Annotated in this window: 12 protein-coding genes and 1 riboswitch; of the genes, 8 read left to right on the top strand and 4 right to left on the bottom strand. The window is 67.2% G+C overall.

What is annotated here, in order from left to right; translation table 11 throughout:
* Positions 1-317: 317 nt before the first annotated feature.
* Positions 318-566 carry a hypothetical protein gene (locus tag EX88_RS0114970; RefSeq protein ID WP_031372798.1) on the bottom strand — a complete coding sequence of 83 codons (249 nt, stop codon included), beginning with the start codon at positions 564-566 and terminating at the stop codon, positions 318-320.
* Between the two features lie 504 nt (positions 567-1070).
* Positions 1071-1291, top strand: a riboswitch (cobalamin riboswitch).
* 139 nt (positions 1292-1430) lie between these two features.
* On the opposite strand from EX88_RS0114970, the gene EX88_RS0114965 reads away from it, so the two are divergent.
* Genes EX88_RS0114965 through EX88_RS0114940 form a run of 6 tightly spaced genes read left to right on the top strand, consistent with a single transcriptional unit; the run spans position 1431 to position 7665 of the window.
* Positions 1431-2945 (top strand): CoA-acylating methylmalonate-semialdehyde dehydrogenase, encoded by a 1515-nt coding sequence (locus tag EX88_RS0114965; protein ID WP_031372797.1) that lies wholly within the window; start codon positions 1431-1433, stop codon positions 2943-2945.
* Between the two features lie 11 nt (positions 2946-2956).
* Positions 2957-4135 carry an acyl-CoA dehydrogenase family protein gene (locus EX88_RS0114960; RefSeq protein WP_031372796.1) on the top strand — a complete coding sequence of 393 codons (1179 nt, stop codon included), beginning with the start codon at positions 2957-2959 and terminating at the stop codon, positions 4133-4135.
* Positions 4132-4941 (top strand): enoyl-CoA hydratase, encoded by an 810-nt coding sequence (locus tag EX88_RS0114955; RefSeq protein ID WP_031372795.1) that lies wholly within the window; start codon positions 4132-4134, stop codon positions 4939-4941. Before EX88_RS0114960 ends, EX88_RS0114955 begins: the two co-directional genes overlap by 4 nt.
* Positions 4938-6110 (top strand): enoyl-CoA hydratase/isomerase family protein, encoded by a 1173-nt coding sequence (locus EX88_RS0114950; RefSeq protein ID WP_031372794.1) that lies wholly within the window; start codon positions 4938-4940, stop codon positions 6108-6110. The genes EX88_RS0114955 and EX88_RS0114950 overlap by 4 nt, the downstream gene beginning before the upstream one ends.
* Positions 6107-6997 (top strand): 3-hydroxyisobutyrate dehydrogenase, encoded by an 891-nt coding sequence (gene mmsB / locus EX88_RS0114945; RefSeq protein WP_031372793.1) that lies wholly within the window; start codon positions 6107-6109, stop codon positions 6995-6997. Before EX88_RS0114950 ends, mmsB begins: the two co-directional genes overlap by 4 nt.
* Positions 6994-7665, top strand: coding sequence for an epoxyqueuosine reductase QueH (locus EX88_RS0114940; protein ID WP_152566288.1), 672 nt, complete (start codon positions 6994-6996; stop codon positions 7663-7665). The genes mmsB and EX88_RS0114940 overlap by 4 nt, the downstream gene beginning before the upstream one ends.
* A gap of 47 nt (positions 7666-7712) precedes the next feature.
* Here the strand turns inward: EX88_RS0114940 and EX88_RS24630 are convergent, their stop codons facing one another.
* From EX88_RS24630 to EX88_RS0114915, 3 genes are all read right to left on the bottom strand, one after another.
* On the bottom strand, positions 7713-10049 hold the full coding sequence (locus tag EX88_RS24630) for a YjbH domain-containing protein (RefSeq protein ID WP_268745606.1): 2337 nt from the start codon (positions 10047-10049) through the stop codon (positions 7713-7715).
* A gap of 56 nt (positions 10050-10105) precedes the next feature.
* Entirely contained in the window at positions 10106-10861 is a 756-nt protein-coding gene (locus EX88_RS0114925) for a capsule biosynthesis GfcC family protein (RefSeq protein WP_161786132.1), read from the bottom strand.
* Between the two features lie 199 nt (positions 10862-11060).
* On the bottom strand, positions 11061-12167 hold the full coding sequence (locus tag EX88_RS0114915) for a polysaccharide biosynthesis/export family protein (RefSeq protein WP_031372790.1): 1107 nt from the start codon (positions 12165-12167) through the stop codon (positions 11061-11063).
* A gap of 1069 nt (positions 12168-13236) precedes the next feature.
* Between EX88_RS0114915 and EX88_RS0114910 the strand changes: the two genes are divergently transcribed.
* The gene (locus EX88_RS0114910) at positions 13237-13671 is read left to right on the top strand and encodes a low molecular weight protein-tyrosine-phosphatase (protein WP_031372789.1); all 435 of its coding nucleotides are present in this window, start codon (positions 13237-13239) and stop codon (positions 13669-13671) included.
* A gap of 36 nt (positions 13672-13707) precedes the next feature.
* A complete protein-coding gene (locus EX88_RS0114905) occupies positions 13708-15933 on the top strand; it encodes a polysaccharide biosynthesis tyrosine autokinase (protein ID WP_031372788.1) in 2226 nt (741 codons plus the stop codon).
* Positions 15934-15948 lie beyond the last annotated feature (15 nt).

Raw genomic sequence — 15948 nt, 5'->3', positions numbered from 1 at the left:
CCTTTTCTTTGGTTACCTTTCTTTTGGGCTTAGCAAAAGAAAGTAACCCGGCCGCGCTAGCGGACGGAAGCTTTAGACCTTGATGTTCAACGCTCTACGGTAAGAAGCGCTGCAGCGGCAAGCAGAGCGGCGGCTTGTGACCGAAGGAAATCCAGTAGGGCGCCGCTCCTAATCTTCGCGAAGACACGCCGCTTCGATAGACGACACCTCAGCTGCGACGACTGCGTATCCCGCGGTCGCGGCTCGCGCCGCTCCTACCCTCAGAGCCCCCACCGCGATGCCACGAACACGAACCAACCCGCGCCACCGGCAACCCCTCAGCGGCGTATCTCGAACCCCGGGTTCTCATTGAGCGAACCATCCGCCTCCAACACCGCGTAACGCTCGCCATCGGGATGGAATACCACCGGAATCGGCTCCAGGAACAGCGGCCGCCGAACGAAACGCAGTTCCCAGCGGAAATGCTCCAGGGTCGTCAACGCGTCCAGTTGCTCGCGGGTCAGCCCTGCGCGCAAGGCCACGGCACTGGCCTGCTCGGTGCCGTTGCGTCGTTCACGGTTGGTCATCGGGTGCCGCTCCTTCAGGAATGCCGTATTGCGCTCTCGCCATGATCTTGCAACGGCATGCGAATGTCACCCGAGCGGCCACTGCCCGCGGGATGCTTCAGCGCCGGCGCTCGACGACCAACCCATCCACCACCACCGATGCTCCCCATCGTGGCGATACGCCCATGCCGATCCGGATGCCCCTGGTCACAGCAGCCCCCGCCGCACCAGTCATTTCGCCCGCATCGTTTCCAGGAATACACGCTGCCCATCACAGTATCGAGCGATGCCCGGCGTTTCGCCCGAGCATCGCACACAGGCGAACGCGATCTCCTACGCAAGCAAGCGAACAGGGCGCATTCGTCGCGATGCATCCCATTCGCCGTGGTGCGGTGCCGTGCAGAGGCGTCACACATCCGCGCGACGACAAGATGAATGCGGCGTTCGAAGCAATCCGACCACGCTGTCGTGCGAGCGAGCGCGCAGCTTTGCGCAGCGCAGCTTGTCCGCTTTCGATCCGACGCCTACACTCCGCCGGCCACAGGTGTCCTGCCGCCGTACCGGCGAGCAGGGTGAAACGGGAAGCCGGTGCGAGTCGACAGACTCCATTCCGGCGCTGCCCCCGCAACGGTAGGCGAGAACACCCGACTCAATACCACTGCGATTTCGCGGGAAGGTGTCGGGGTGATGCGGATCGCTCCGCATCGCTCGCAAGCCCGGAGACCGGCCAGTGGCGGGCATCGCATGCGATGCCGTCCTCGGGTGTTGCGGTGGGCAACCGGACGGGCTGGCTCGACGCGGATGTCCGTTGCGTGGAACCGACTTGTCTTGCTCCGCAATCCCCGTCACGCGGGTGAGCGACACGGAGCTGAAACAATGAACGATATGAATCGCGTCGCGACCGAAGTCGCGACGGTCAAGCTGCTGATCGACGGTGCATTCGTCGAATCCCGATCCGAACAATGGCGCGATGTCGTCAACCCCGCCACGCAGGCGGTGCTGGCGCGGGTGCCGTTCGCGACCGCGGACGAAGTCGACGCCGCGGTACGTTCGGCGCACCAGGCCTTCAAGAGCTGGCGCAAGACCCCGATCGGCGCGCGCGCGCGCATCTTCCTCAAGTACCAGCAACTGATCCGCGAGCACATGGGCGAGCTCGCCGCGATCCTCACCGCCGAACAAGGCAAGACCCTGGCCGACGCCGAAGGCGACGTATTCCGCGGCCTGGAAGTGGTCGAGCACGCAGCGGCGATCGGCAACCTGCAACTCGGCGAGTTGGCCAACAACGTCGCCGGCGGCGTCGACACCTACACCCTGTTGCAACCGCTCGGCGTCTGCGCCGGCATCACCCCGTTCAACTTCCCGGCGATGATTCCGCTGTGGATGTTCCCGATGGCCATCGCCACCGGCAACACCTTCGTGCTCAAGCCGTCCGAACAGGACCCGCTGGTGACGATGCGCCTGGTCGAGCTGGCGCTGCAGGCTGGCGTGCCCAAGGGCGTGCTCAACGTCGTCCACGGCGGCGAAGACGTGGTCAATGCGATCTGCGACCACCCCGACATCAAGGCGGTGTCCTTCGTCGGCTCGACCAAGGTCGGCACCCATGTCTACCACCGCGCTTCGCTGGCGGGCAAGCGCGTGCAGTGCATGATGGGCGCGAAGAATCACGCGGTGGTGCTGCCCGACGCCAACAAGGAGCAAACCCTCAACGCCCTCGCCGGCGCCGCGTTCGGCGCCGCCGGCCAACGCTGCATGGCCGCCTCCACCGCGGTGCTGGTCGGCGAAGCGCAGGCCTGGATTCCCGAGCTGGTCGCCAAGGCGCGCACGCTCAAGGTCAATGCCGGCACCGAGCCCGGCACCGATGTCGGCCCGGTAATTTCCTGCGCCGCGCGCGAACGCGTCGAAAGCATGATCGCCTCCGGGGTCGAGCAAGGCGCAAGGCTCGAACTCGACGGCCGCAAGCCGTCCGTGCCGGGTTTCGAGCGCGGCAACTTCGTCGGCCCGACCATCTTCTCCGGCGTCGAGCCCGGCATGCGCATCTACGACGAAGAGATCTTCGGCCCGGTACTGATCGTGCTCGCCGCCGACACTCTGGAAGCCGCGATCGAGCTGATCAACGCCAACCCCAACGGCAACGGCACCGCTCTGTTCACCCAGTCCGGCGCGGCCGCGCGCCGCTTCCAGGAAGACATCGACGTCGGCCAGGTCGGCATCAACGTGCCGATCCCGGTGCCGGTGCCGCTGTTCTCGTTCACCGGCTCGCGCGCCTCCAAGCTCGGCGACCTCGGTCCCTACGGCAAGCAAGTGGTGATGTTCTATACCCAGACCAAGACGGTCACCGCGCGTTGGTTCGACGACGACACGCTCGGCCACGGCGTCAACACCACGATCAGTCTGAAGTGATGGCCGCCGTCATGAACCTGCAGGCGGTCAGTCCACCGCCATCGCAGCTCGGCGAAGACCAGCTCGCCTTCCGCGAGGCCGCGCGCGATTTCGCCCTGGCCGAACTGGCGCCGCACGCGGCGCACTGGGACGCGCAAGGCATCTTCCCGCGCGAGGCCATCGGCAAGGCCGGCGAGCTCGGGTTCTGCGGCTTGTACGTCGACGAAGCCGCCGGCGGCTCGGGCCTGACCCGGCTCGATGCGGTGGTCGTGTTCGAGGAACTGGCCGCGCTCGATCCGTCCACGGCGGCCTTCATCAGCATCCACAACATGGCCACCTGGATGCTGACCGCGCACGCTTCGCTCGCCGTGCGCGACCTCTGGGGGCCTCGGCTCGCCAGCGGCGAATGCCTGGCCTCGTACTGCCTGACCGAACCCGGCGCCGGTTCCGATGCCGCATCCCTGCGCACCCGCGCCGAACGCGACGGCGATCATTACCTGATCAACGGCGCCAAGGCCTTCATTTCCGGGGCCGGCGCCACCGACATGCTGGTGGTGATGGCGCGCACCGGCGGCGACGGCGCACGCGGCATCAGCGCGTTCGCGGTGCCGGCCGACAGCGCCGGCATCGCCTATGGGCGCAAAGAAGAAAAACTCGGCTGGAACAGCCAGCCCACGCGCGGCGTGGTGTTCGACAACGTGCGGGTGCCGGCCGCGCATCTGCTCGCTGGCGAAGGCGACGGTTTCAAGATCGCCATGAAAGGCCTCGACGGCGGCCGCCTCAACATCGCCGCGTGCTCGCTCGGCGCGGCCCAGGGCGCACTCGACGCCGCACGTCGTTACCTCGGCGAACGGCGCCAGTTCGGCAAACCGCTCGCCGAGTTCCAGGCGCTGCAGTTCAAGCTCGCCGACATGGCCACGCAACTGGTCGCGGCGCGGCAGATGGTGCATACCGCGGCGCGCAAGCTCGATGCCGGCAGCGCCGACGCCATCGTCTGGTGCGCGATGGCCAAGCGCTTCGCCACCGATGCCGGCTTCGCCATCTGCAACGAGGCCCTGCAAATCCACGGCGGCTACGGCTATATGCGCGAGTACCCGATCGAGCGGCTGCTGCGCGACTGCCGCGTGCACCAGATCCTGGAAGGCACCAACGAAATCATGCGCGTGATCATTGCGCGCCATCTGCTGAACACCGAAGAGGAATTGCGATGAGCCGTGCCGACAAGCAGCACACCGGGAAGGTCTATGACGGACTGAAGCTCGACATCGACGGCCACACCGCCGTCGTCACCCTGAGCAATCCCCCGGCCAACACCTGGACCCGCGACAGCCTCGCCGCCTTGCGCGAGCTGGTGCGCGACCTCGATACCGACCGCGAGGTCTACGCCCTGGTCGTCACCGGCGAAGGCGAGAAATTCTTCTCCGCCGGCGCCGACCTGAAGCAGTTCGCCGACGGCGACAAGGCCTTGGCGCGCGATGCCGCACGCCGCTTCGGCGAAGCCTTCGAGACCCTCAGCGCGTTCCGCGGCGTGTCGATCGCCGCGATCAACGGCTACGCCATGGGCGGCGGGCTGGAATGCGCCCTCGCCTGCGATCTGCGTATCGTCGAGGAGCAGGCCCAACTGGCCCTGCCCGAAGCCACCGTCGGCCTGCTGCCCTGCGCCGGCGGCACCCAGCACCTGCCGCGTCTGGTCGGCGAAGGCTGGGCCAAGCGGATGATGCTGCTCGGCGAACGCGTCGACGCCGCCACCGCCCTGCGCATCGGCCTGGTCGAAGAGGTGGTCGGCAAGGGCGAAGCCAAGGCGCGCGCACTGCAGTGGGCCAAGCAGGCCGAGAAGCAGAGCCCGACCAGCGTCGCCGCCTGCAAGGCCCTGATCCAGGCCACCCGCAGCCAGAGCCACGACACCGCCCTGGTGCGCGAGCGCGAGGCCTTCGTCGATCTGTTCGACAGCGCCGACCAGACCGAGGGCGTGCTCGCCTTCCTGGAAAAGCGCGCGCCGCAGTGGAAGAACGCATGAACGCCGTGCTCGAAAACGAAGCAGTCGCCGCGCCGGTCCTGTTCGAAGAACGCGGCACCGCCAACGGGCGCCGCATCGGCTTCGCCACCTTGAACGCAGCGGCGACCTTGAACGGCCTGTCGCTGACCATGGCCGAACTGCTCGATGCGCAGTTGCTGGCCTGGGCCCAGGACGACGCCGTCGCCGTGGTCGTGCTGCAAGGCGCGGGCGAGAAAGCCTTCTGCGCCGGCGGCGACCTGCACGGGCTGTATCGCGGCATGCTGGAGCATCGCGCCAGCGGCAGCCGCGACATCCGCGACAACGTCCACGCGCGCGAGTTCTTCGAAACCGAATACCGGCTCGACCACCGCATCCACACCTATCCCAAGCCGCTGCTGTGCTGGGGCCATGGCATCGTCATGGGCGGCGGCATCGGCCTGATGGCCGGCGCCAGCCACCGCGTGGTCAGCGAGCGCTCGAAGCTGGCGTTTCCGGAAATCACCGTCGGCCTGTACCCGGACGTCGGCGGCAGTTGGCTGTTGAACCGGGTGCCGCAACGCGCGGGCTTGTTCCTGGCCTTGACCGGCGCGCCGCTCAACGCCGGCGACGCGATCCATGCCGGCCTCGCCGATCACTATCTGCCGGAAGCGCAACGCGAAACGGTGTACGCCGCACTCGCCGCGGTGAACTGGGCCGACGACGGCGACGATGCGCGCCGGCTCAGCGCGGTACTGAAGGGTTGCGCCGAACCCGCCCCACCCGGCCCTTTGCAGCACCACGCGGCCGCGATCGCCGCGGCCTGCGCGCACGACGATCTGCCCGCGGTAGTCGAAGCGATCGCCGCGCTCGACAGCGACGACGCCTGGCTGCAGAACGCGCGCAAGACCCTCGCCGCCGGCGCACCCGGCTCGGCCCGGCTCGGTTACGAGTTGCAGCGCCGCGCCGCCGGGCTGTCGCTCGCCGACACCTTTCGTCTCGAATACACCGCATCCCTGCATTGCACCGCGCACGGCGATTTCGCCGAGGGCATCCGCGCCCTGTTGATCGACAAGGACCGCAGTCCGCGCTGGAACCCGGCCCACCTGACCGAAGCCACGCCGGCCTGGGCCGAAACTTTCTTCACCGCCCCCTGGCCGGCGCAGGCGCACCCGCTCGCCGATCTGGGCGCCCTCACGGAGACCACCGCATGAGCCGCATCGCTTTCATCGGCCTGGGCAATATGGGCGGGCCGATGGCCGCCAACCTGCTCAAGGCCGGCCACAGCCTGCGCGTGTTCGATCTCGCGCCGGCCCTCGTCGCCGGCGCGGTCGTGGCCGGCGCCCACGCCGCCATCGACGCGGCCGATGCCGTGGTCGATGCCGAGGTGGTGATCTCGATGCTGCCGGCGAGCCGGCACGTCGAAGGTCTCTACCTCGGCGATGCCGGCCTGCTCGCGCAGATGCCGGCGGGCGCGTTGGTCATCGATTGCAGCACCATCGCCCCGGCCACGGCGCAGAAAGTCGCCGCGGCCGCGACGGCGCGCGGCCTGCAGATGATCGATGCGCCGGTGTCCGGCGGCACCGCCGGCGCGGCCGCCGGCACGTTGACCTTCATCGTCGGCGGCGAAGCCGCGGCGCTGGAACGCGCACGGCCGCTGTTGCAGGCCATGGGCAAGAACATCTTCCACGTCGGCGCCAGCGGCGCCGGCCAGGTCGCCAAGCTGTGCAACAACATGGCGCTCGGCGTGATCATGGCCGCGACCGGCGAAGCGCTCGCGCTCGGCAGTGCGCACGGGCTGGACCCGAAAGTGCTGTCGCAGATGATGGCGGTCAGCACCAGCCGCAGTTGGGCGACGGAAGTCTGCAACCCCTGGCCGGGCGTACTCGAGAACGCGCCGGCCTCGCGCGGCTACAGCGGCGGCTTCGGCAACGATCTCATGCTCAAGGACCTCGGCCTGGCCGCGGAAGCAGCGATGAGCAGCGGCGCCTCGATCCCGCTGGGCGAACTCGCGCGCAATCTGTACGCGATGAACAGCCGCGCCGGTCACGGCGGCCTGGATTTCTCCAGCGTGGTCAAGCTGGTGGCGAAAGACCTGTGAGCGCAGCGACGCTGAGCCCTGGCCGCGAGCGGCTGCGCCTGCCCGGCGACGGCGGCAGGCTGCTGCTGCACTCGTGCTGCGCGCCGTGCTCGGGCGAGTTGATGGAAGCCTTCGTCGAGTCGCAGATCGACTACACGGTGTTCTTCTACAACCCGAACATCCATCCGCTGAAGGAGTACGAGCTGCGTAAGGAAGAGAACATCCGCTTCGCGCAGAAGCACGGCGTTCCCTTCGTCAATGCCGACTACGACACCGACCATTGGTTCGCCCGCGCCAAGGGCATGGAGAACGAACCCGAGCGCGGCATCCGCTGCACCATGTGCTTCGACATGCGCTTCGAGCGCACCGCGCTTTATGCGCACGAGCACGGCTTTCCGGTCATCACCAGTTCGCTCGGCATCTCGCGCTGGAAGAACATGGAGCAGATCAACGGCAGCGGCCACCGCGCCGCCGCGCCGTACGAGGGCCTGGTCTACTGGGACTACAACTGGCGCAAGGCCGGCGGCAGCCAGCGCATGATCGAGATCAGCAAGCGCGAGCAGTTCTATCAGCAGGAATACTGCGGCTGCGTGTACTCGCTGCGCGACAGCAACCGCCACCGCAAAGCGCAGGGACGCGAGCGCATCAAGATCGGGCTGATGTATTACGGCAACGACGGCGGCGATTGAGCCACGGCCGCGGGTGCCGGCCGTTCCGCTGCGAACGGCCCCGCTGCTTACTCGACGATGCGGTGCAGGTTGCCGGAGAAGCTGGCGCGGTCGCGATCCTCGGTCAGCGAGTACAGGCCATAGCGCTTGTTCAAGCGCGCGCCGTTGTCGCGGATGCCCGGCGACCAGGCGAAATCGGCGCGGCTGCGGCTGGAACGCTGTCGCGCCAGGTCGAACGGAACCGACAGATACAGGCCGCGGTCGAAACCGCCGTCGCCGGGCTGGCGCGGCGAGTACTCGGTGAAGGTCGCATAGGCGCCCATGCGCACGCCGTTGTTGAACTGGCGCGAGACGTCCACGGTCGCGCCCCAGTCGCGCGCCAGATAACGCCCGGCGCTGACCTTCAAGCTGATGTCCTTGTAGCCGGTGTCGATGTAGGCGCTGACATGGCCGGTGACGGTGCGATAGCGGCGGAACGAGAAATCCTGGTCGAAGCTGCGCTGGCGCACCCAGTTGACGTCGGCGCCGATCGCCCAGCGCTGCCCGAACGGCCGGTACAAAGTCTCGGCGCCGGCGCCGCCGTACATGCTTTCGAGCATGCCGACATACGCCATGCCGTACCAATCGGCGCCCAGCGAGCCGGCTGCGGTCAGTTGCAGCTGCGGCATGGTCACGCGCGAGGACGTCACGTACTCGCGCACGTCGCTGCGCACGCGCGGCAAGGCCGTGACCGGGCCGCCGTCGTAGCGGTCGTAGTTGTCGGCGATCAGGGCCTCGATGCGGCCGCTCAACCACAGGTTCGATGCGAACCGGTAGTCGGCGTCGTAGGCCATGCCGATCTTGTACAGGGCGGCGGTGTCGGGCGCACCGAGTTCGTGACCGACGCTGAGGCCGAACCCGCCGTCGTAGCGGTCCAGCGGCGCCCGATACAACAGCTCTTCGCGACGCGCCTGCGGGCGGTTGCGCTCGACGCCGAGGCGGAAGGTCTTAAGGTCGGCCTCGCCATCGAGCAGTTCGCCGAAGCGTTCGCGCTGCACGCTGGTCTCGACCACTACCATGCCGGCGCGGGTCGAGACCAGGGTGTACCAGTCGACCGAGCCATCGACTTGGTTATCGAGGATGCGAGCGGTGCGGCCCAGGCCCTTCGCCGAATGCCGATAGCGGGTCTGCTCGCCGGTGACGAACAATTCGCTGCCGCGCCGCGAGATTTTGCTGACCCTCACGCCGGCGTTGTCGTACAGCTCGCGGCTGACCTGTTCCCAGTCGACCTGCTCGGGCGCGGCCGGCTCGGGCCACGTTTGCGTCGTTGAGGCCGGTGTCGTCGCGATTGGCGGCAGACCGGTTTGCGGCGTTACGCCGGCCTCGCTGACCGCGGTGAGCGGAGCGAGACCCGGGGACGGTGCCGCCTGCGGCAACGGCGGCGAAGCGGCGCTCGTCGCTGCGATCGCCCCCGAAGCGAGCGCGGTCGGAGCCGCCGGTCCTGCAGCGGCGGTCGCCGAGGCGGCCGGCACGTGCACTGACGCGGCTGCCGGCGTAGCCGCCATCGTCGGAATCGCCGGCGCATCGTCGTAACGACGTACGACCGGCGGCGGGTCCTTGGCCTTGATCGGTTCGGCCAGGCGGGCCGCGTTGGTGTGCAGGGTCAAAGCGAACGAGGCGGTATTGCCGCGCTGCAGGCCCAAGCTCAGGTCGAGATGGCGATTCGGGCGATAAACCACGCCGACGTTGAAGGGCGAACTCTGCTTGATGCGGCGCGGCCCGGGCTCGTGCCGGTAGTCGTTGCCGTCGTATTCGACTTTCACTTCCCAGGGCTTGCCGGCCGGGCGATAGGCCACGCCGCCGAACACCGCGGCGCGGCCATGAAAGTAGCGCGGCCGGTCGAACTGATAGCGGGCGTCGGAAAAACCGCTGCGCGAAGGACGGTGATCGAAGCGATCGTCGAGCGCCGACAAGGGATTGGCCAGGTTGCCGCGCGCTCCCAGATTGCCCCAAGCGACGCCGAGGCTGGCGTCGACCGGGCCGAAGCGCTTGTTGGCGACCACATATTCGCTGGAGAAATAGCGCTTGCCGGCGATGTCGCGCGCACCGACCGCCACCTCCGGCAGGTAGCGGCTCTCGCGGCTCAGGCGGATCTTGGCGTCGAAGGCCTTGGCCGAGTTCGAACGGCCGCCGTCCGCGACCGGCGCGGCGTCGTTGTCGAAACGGGTGTAGCGGAAGCTGCCTTCCAGCCACGACAAGGGCTGGGCGGTGAAGTTGTAGCGCGAGTACGGCTCGACCCGGCTGACCGACAGCGCGAGTTCGCCTTCGTCGGCCATGCGCGCGGTCGGCGTCTGCCACAGGCCGGCGCCGCCGAAGTCGCCCTGGGTCGGCGCCTGATCGCCGGCATGGGCGAAGCGCGCGGCCAGCGTGGCGACGACCAGCAGCGCGATCTGGCTGTGGCGCGGAGGCGGTCGGCCGGTATTCAGAACGGCCTCGCATCGGCCGCGGAGGCATGGGCCGCGACCGCTTCGGCTTGCGGCGCTGCACCGCCCGCCTCGGGCAAGGGTTGAGTGGCCAGGAACTCGGCGTATTCGCGATTGAGGTCGGGCGCGGTCCGCCGCACACGCCGGTCATCGATCGGTACGTAGATCGTCGTGCCCGGCGCCAGGCGCAGGGGCTCGCCGCGATTCCACAGGGCGATGCCGTACTCGCTCACCCGTCCGTCGGCTTGGACCAGATAGACCCAATCGCGGTCGGCTTCGGCCGTCGCCGGGCAATCGCCGAGATAGTCGCGGACGCCGCGCCAGCTCGCATACGGCAGTACGCAATCCTTGCCGACCGCGCCGACGATGCGAAGCGACTTCGGCAGTTCGGGATAATGCAGGCGGTCGCCCTCGGCGAGCGGTGCATTGTTCGCCCGCTCGCTTTCCAGCGCTTTCGGATCGAGCGAGACGATGCGACGTCCGGTCGCCGGCATCGCCCGCACGCCAGCGCTCATGCGTTCGGCAAGCGCCAGCAGGCCCTCGTCGTTGCGCGCGCTCGCCTCGGCGATCACTTGTGACAGATCGAACAGGACGCCGGTCTTGAAACGGCGCTGCGCTTCGACCAGGCCAGGACGCAGCCAGGCCGCGCCGGCCACATAGGCCTGCGGCCGCACCCGCGCCGCCAGCACGGCATCGCGCAGGCGCGCTTTACCCGCATACACCTGCTCGCCGGGATGCTCGACCGCACCGCTCACCGAAACCCGTGTCTGCGCGCCGGCCGAGGCGCCGCACAAGGCAAGCGATACGAACGCCGCCAGCGCGAATCGCGCAGCGGGCGCGCAGAGCAACGCACGGGCGAACGCAGGCGTCCGAAGGAATCGGCCGCCCACGAGCCCTGCATTGGTGCTGCGATTACCCATCCGCTCGATCGCCTTACTGCTCAAACCTGCCGGCTCAGCGCTCGAGCAGGTCCTGCGTGTTCGCGGAGTTGTTGAGGATGTTGGAGAACGGCAACAACTGGTTGACGAATCTGTTCCAACGCGTCACCCCGGCCGGCCCGACGAACACCACGTCGCCGGCCCGCACCGTGAACTGGCTGGCCAAGGCGTACGACGCCGGCGACTTGGCGCTGAGGTGATAGATCTTGGCCGGCTGTTTCTGCATGTCCTCGACGCCGCGGATGACATAGACCGCATCGCCCTTGGCGGTCAGCGGATTGAGGCCGCCGGTGCGCCCGAGCGCCTGCGACAGGGTCATGTCGCTGGTCTTGAAGTTGATCGCCATCGGCCGGATCACTTCGCCGACCACATAGACTTCCTTGCGGTCGTTGTACGGCAGATAGATATGGTCGCCGGCCCTCAGATAAATGTCGGGCGCGATCTGCTTGCCGCGGTTGAGCGCGTCGAGATCGATGCGGTAGTGCTGGCCGGCGCGCGTCAGCACCAGGCCGGACAGGTCCGCGCGCAAGGGGTCGATGGTGGCGCTGCCGATGGCCTGCGACAGGGTCAGCGGCGTGGCGGTGATCGACTGGCGCTCGGTCTTCACGAACGCGCCCTGCAAGGTCACGCGCTGGCTGCCGTAGTCGATGATGCTGACGTCGACCTGCGGGCTTTCGATCACCTGGGCGATCTTCGCGGTGATCAAGGTGCGCAGTTCGTCGATGGTCTTGCCCTGCGCCTGCAGGGAGCCGATATAGGGATAGAACAGCGTGCCGTCGGGCCCGACCATGCGGCCGTTGGCGGCGGTCTGTTGCTGGGTGCCGGCCGGCGAAGTCAGTTCGGGGTGGTCCCAGATGGTGATGTAGAGGGTGTCGCCGGCGCCGATGCGGTAAGGCTCGGGCTTGTAGCCCAACAACTCCGCCGGCACTTCCGCCACCGGCGCGTCGGCCTTGTCCATCGCCAGCAGCTTCGGCGTGATCGGCACGATCTCGACGTGGTCCTCGTCGAGGGACGCGTCGCTCACGAACTGCTTCGGGCTCATATGTTGGCCTGGGGCCAACATGCAGCCGTTGAGTCCGACGACGGCGGCGGCGATCGCCACCCAGCCAGAAAGCTTTCTCATATGCGATTCAGTCTCTCGATGTCGCGGGCGCGGACAGCGCGCCGGACGGGTTCGTACATCGGCCTGTCGATGGACGGCCGACTTCATGGATGTCGATGGGGAGGTCGTTGAGTCGGCCGGTGCCGACGTGGCCGCGTCAGAGAACCTTGCCGGTTCGATTAACGCGATGGCCGCCGGCACGCGCACCCGGTTCGGGCTGCAGCGCTGCGGCGGACGAAGGGCCCGGGCGATCCGGCGCGGCCCAATGCGTTGCGGAAGGCGAAGCCGGGGGCGCGGTCGGGTGGAACGGCGCGGTGGCCTGCGGCAACAAGGGCGAGGTACTTCATGAGACGTGGGCTCCTAGCGGATACGATCGTTAGCAGTGCAGTCCCCTGTCCGAAGTATAGCGACAGCGCGCGGCGATTGGCCCCTCGCCGTTCACGCGCATTCGGGCAAACGGTACCTGATCACGTTTTTCGCGAGCGCGCGATACGGCGCGAAGCGGCCGCAACGCTCGCAGCAAGGCCTTGCGCGCCTTGCGCATACGCCATATCGCGCCGGCGATGTTCAGCGAAGGCTTAAGTTTCGCGTTGCGATACGTGACCGCATCGCCGATCCTCCATCGCCGATGCAATTCGCGTTGCACACGTATGACATCGCCGACGAGCGGCTTCGACAGAAGCGGGCGTCGACCGGTTCATCGTCGACCATGGCGTATCGACGGCAACGCGATGCGGATAACGCAATGCGGTTAAATCCAAATCCGTCAAAATATTCCGTTAAAACGCCGTATTGCCAAGGAATTCGTTTCGGGCGTACGCAATCGCCAAGTGACTCGCGTCACGTCTTTGAAGTCGCGAGCTTGCTTCGTGTTGACCCTGCAAGAATCAGCTCTTACATTCCGCACCGTCACTTTCGGCGCACTGCAACATGTTGCGTGCACCGAGTCGCCGACGGCACGGAGCCGGACGAAAGGCCCGAACCATGCACCCTCGGGCTCTGAGATTCTGCAGCCGCCGGCATCGCGCACGCGAGGTCGAAACTTTCCCGGGCCGTTCCGACGCCCCCTTCAAGGTGAGACCTACCGCACGTGTTCAACCGGGTTTTGATGGTCTGCATCGGCAACATCTGCCGAAGTCCGACCGCTGAAGTACTACTGCGGCACCGCCTGCAAGGCAAGAACATCGTCGTCGAGTCGGCGGGCCTGGCCGCGGTGGTCGGCCATCCGATCGACGCCACCGCGCAAGTCCTGCTCAACGAGCACGGCTTGAACGGCGAGTCGCACGTGGCGCGGCAGATCGATCGCGCCATGATCGATTCGGCCGACCTGATCCTGGCGATGGAGCGCAAACACCTCGACGCGGTGCTGCAGTTGGCGCCGCACGCACGTGGCAAGACCTACCTGCTGGGCAAATGGCAGGACGACACCGCGGTTCCGGACCCGTACCGGAAACCGCGCAGCGCTTTCGAACAGGCCTATCAGCTGATCAACTCAGGGGTGAGTAGCTGGGCGGCCCGTCTTTGACATAGCACGATCCACTCTTCAGCAGGTCTCACCCCAATGTCGAAAACATCCGCGGCTCCTGGTCCGTCTCAGGACGATAACGATGAGATCGATCTGGCCGCGCTACTCGGCACGCTTATCGACCACAAGTGGCTGATCGCCAGCGTCACCGCGGCCGGTTTCGCCCTCAGCGTCGCCTATGCCCTGCTCGCCGCGCCTGTGTACCAGGCCAACGCGATGATCCAGGTCGAATCCAATACCCCCACCCTGCCCGGCCTCAATGCGGTCTCGCAGGTGCTGACCGATTCGGCGCCGCAGGCGGTGACCGAGATCGCGCTGTTGACCTCGCGTGCGGTGGTCGGCAAGGCGGTGCAAGACCTCAAGCTCGACGTGCAGGTCGAACCCAGGCAGTTTCCGCTGATCGGCGGCGTGCTGTCGCGTGGTTTCAGCCCGTCGACGCCGGGCGAAGTCGCTTCGCCGTGGTTCGGCCTGAGCAGCTACGGCTGGGGCGGCGAGCGCCTCGACGTGTTCCAGTTCGACGTCTCCAAGGAACTGCTCGGCCTGCCGCTGACCTTGGTCGCCGACAACGCCGGCGCGTACCGCTTATACGACGAAGACGACACCCTGCTGCTGACCGGCAAGGTCGGCGAGCCCGCCGCGGGCGGCGGCGTCAAACTGCAGATCAAGGAGATGGCGGCCAACCCGGGCATGCGCTTCGACCTGGTCAAGCTGCCGAGCCTGGCGATCATCACCGCCCTGCAAAAGAACCTGACCGCGACCGAGCGCGCCAAGGACTCCGGCATCATCCAGCTGAGCTATCTGCTCGGCGACCCGGGCCAGGCCGCCGCGACCCTGGACGCGATCACCCGCCAGTACACCCGCCAGAACGTCGAACGCAATTCCGCCGAAGCCGCCAACAGCCTGGAATTCGTCAAGGGCCAGTTGCCGAACGTGCGCCGCGACCTGGAGAAGGCCGAGCAGGCGCTCAACGCCTATCAGTCGCAAGCGCATACCGTCGACATCACCGTCGAGACCAAGTCCTACCTCGACCAGATCGTTGCCCTCGACAACAGCATCTCGCAATTGAAGATGCAGCAGGCCGAAGTCAGCCGCCGCTATACCCCCAAGCACCCGGCCTACCGGGCGCTGCTGGAACAGCTCGGCGAGATCGAAGCGCGCAAGAAGGAACTCAGCGACCGCATCGGCGGCCTGCCCGAGACCCAACAGGAATTGCTGCGCCTGACCCGCGACATGCAGGTCAGCACCCAGACCTATACCAACCTGCTCAACCAGGCCCAGCAGCTCGACATCGCGCGCGCCGGCACGGTCGGCAACGCCCGCGTCATCGACCCCTCGGTGGTCGACGTCAACGAGCCGGTCAAACCCAAGCGTCTGCAGCTGGTGCTGATCGGCACCTTCCTCGGCGCGTTCGCGGCGATCGGTTGGGTGCTGGTGCGGCAAATGCTCAACCGCGGCGTCGAGGAGGCCAAGGAAATCGAACAGCTGGGCCTGCCGGTCTACGCCTCGATTCCGATGAGCCAGTACCAGCGCGACCACGAAAGCCTGGGCAAGCAGCTGCGCAGCAACGGCAAGCGCCACGACAAGCCGCACCTGTTGTCGCTGGATGCGCCCAACGACCTGGCGATCGAGGCCATGCGCAGCCTGCGCACCGGCCTGCACTTCGCCATGATGGAGGCCAAGAACAACATCCTGATGATCTGCGGCTCGGGCCCGAGCGCCGGCAAGACCTTCGTCTCGACCAACCTGGCCACCGTCATCAGCCAGGGCGGCCAGCGCGTGCTGCTGATCGACGCCGACCTGCGCCGCGGCACCCTGCATCGGGTGATGGGCCACACCAACCAGAACGGCTTGTCCGATCTGCTGGTCGGCCGCGTCGACATCGCCGGCGCGACGCGTCATTCGACCATCCCCGGCCTGGACTTCATTCCGCGCGGACAGGTGCCGCCGAATCCGTCCGAGCTGTTGATGCACCCGAACTTCGCCACGCTGTTGAACACGGTGTCGCAACGCTATGACCTGGTAGTCATCGACACCCCGCCGATCCTGGCGGTGACCGACGCGGCGATCATCGGCCGCTACGCCGGCACCAGCCTGCTGGTCGCGCGTTTCGGCTTCAATTCCGCCAAGGAACTGGCGCTCGCCAAGCAGCGCTTCGAGCAGAACGGTATCGAGCTCAGGGGCGCCATTCTCAATGCGGTCGAGAAGCGCCATGACAGTACCTACGCCTACGGTTACGAATACCAACCGATCGCCGAACGCTGATCCGCACATCGCTGC

Origin of the sequence: Lysobacter antibioticus, from assembly GCF_000731095.1 — a bacterium.
GTDB lineage: Bacteria > Pseudomonadota > Gammaproteobacteria > Xanthomonadales > Xanthomonadaceae > Lysobacter > Lysobacter antibioticus_B.
Note: the sequence above shows the minus strand (reverse complement) of the source record. Positions and strands in the feature narration are given on the sequence as shown.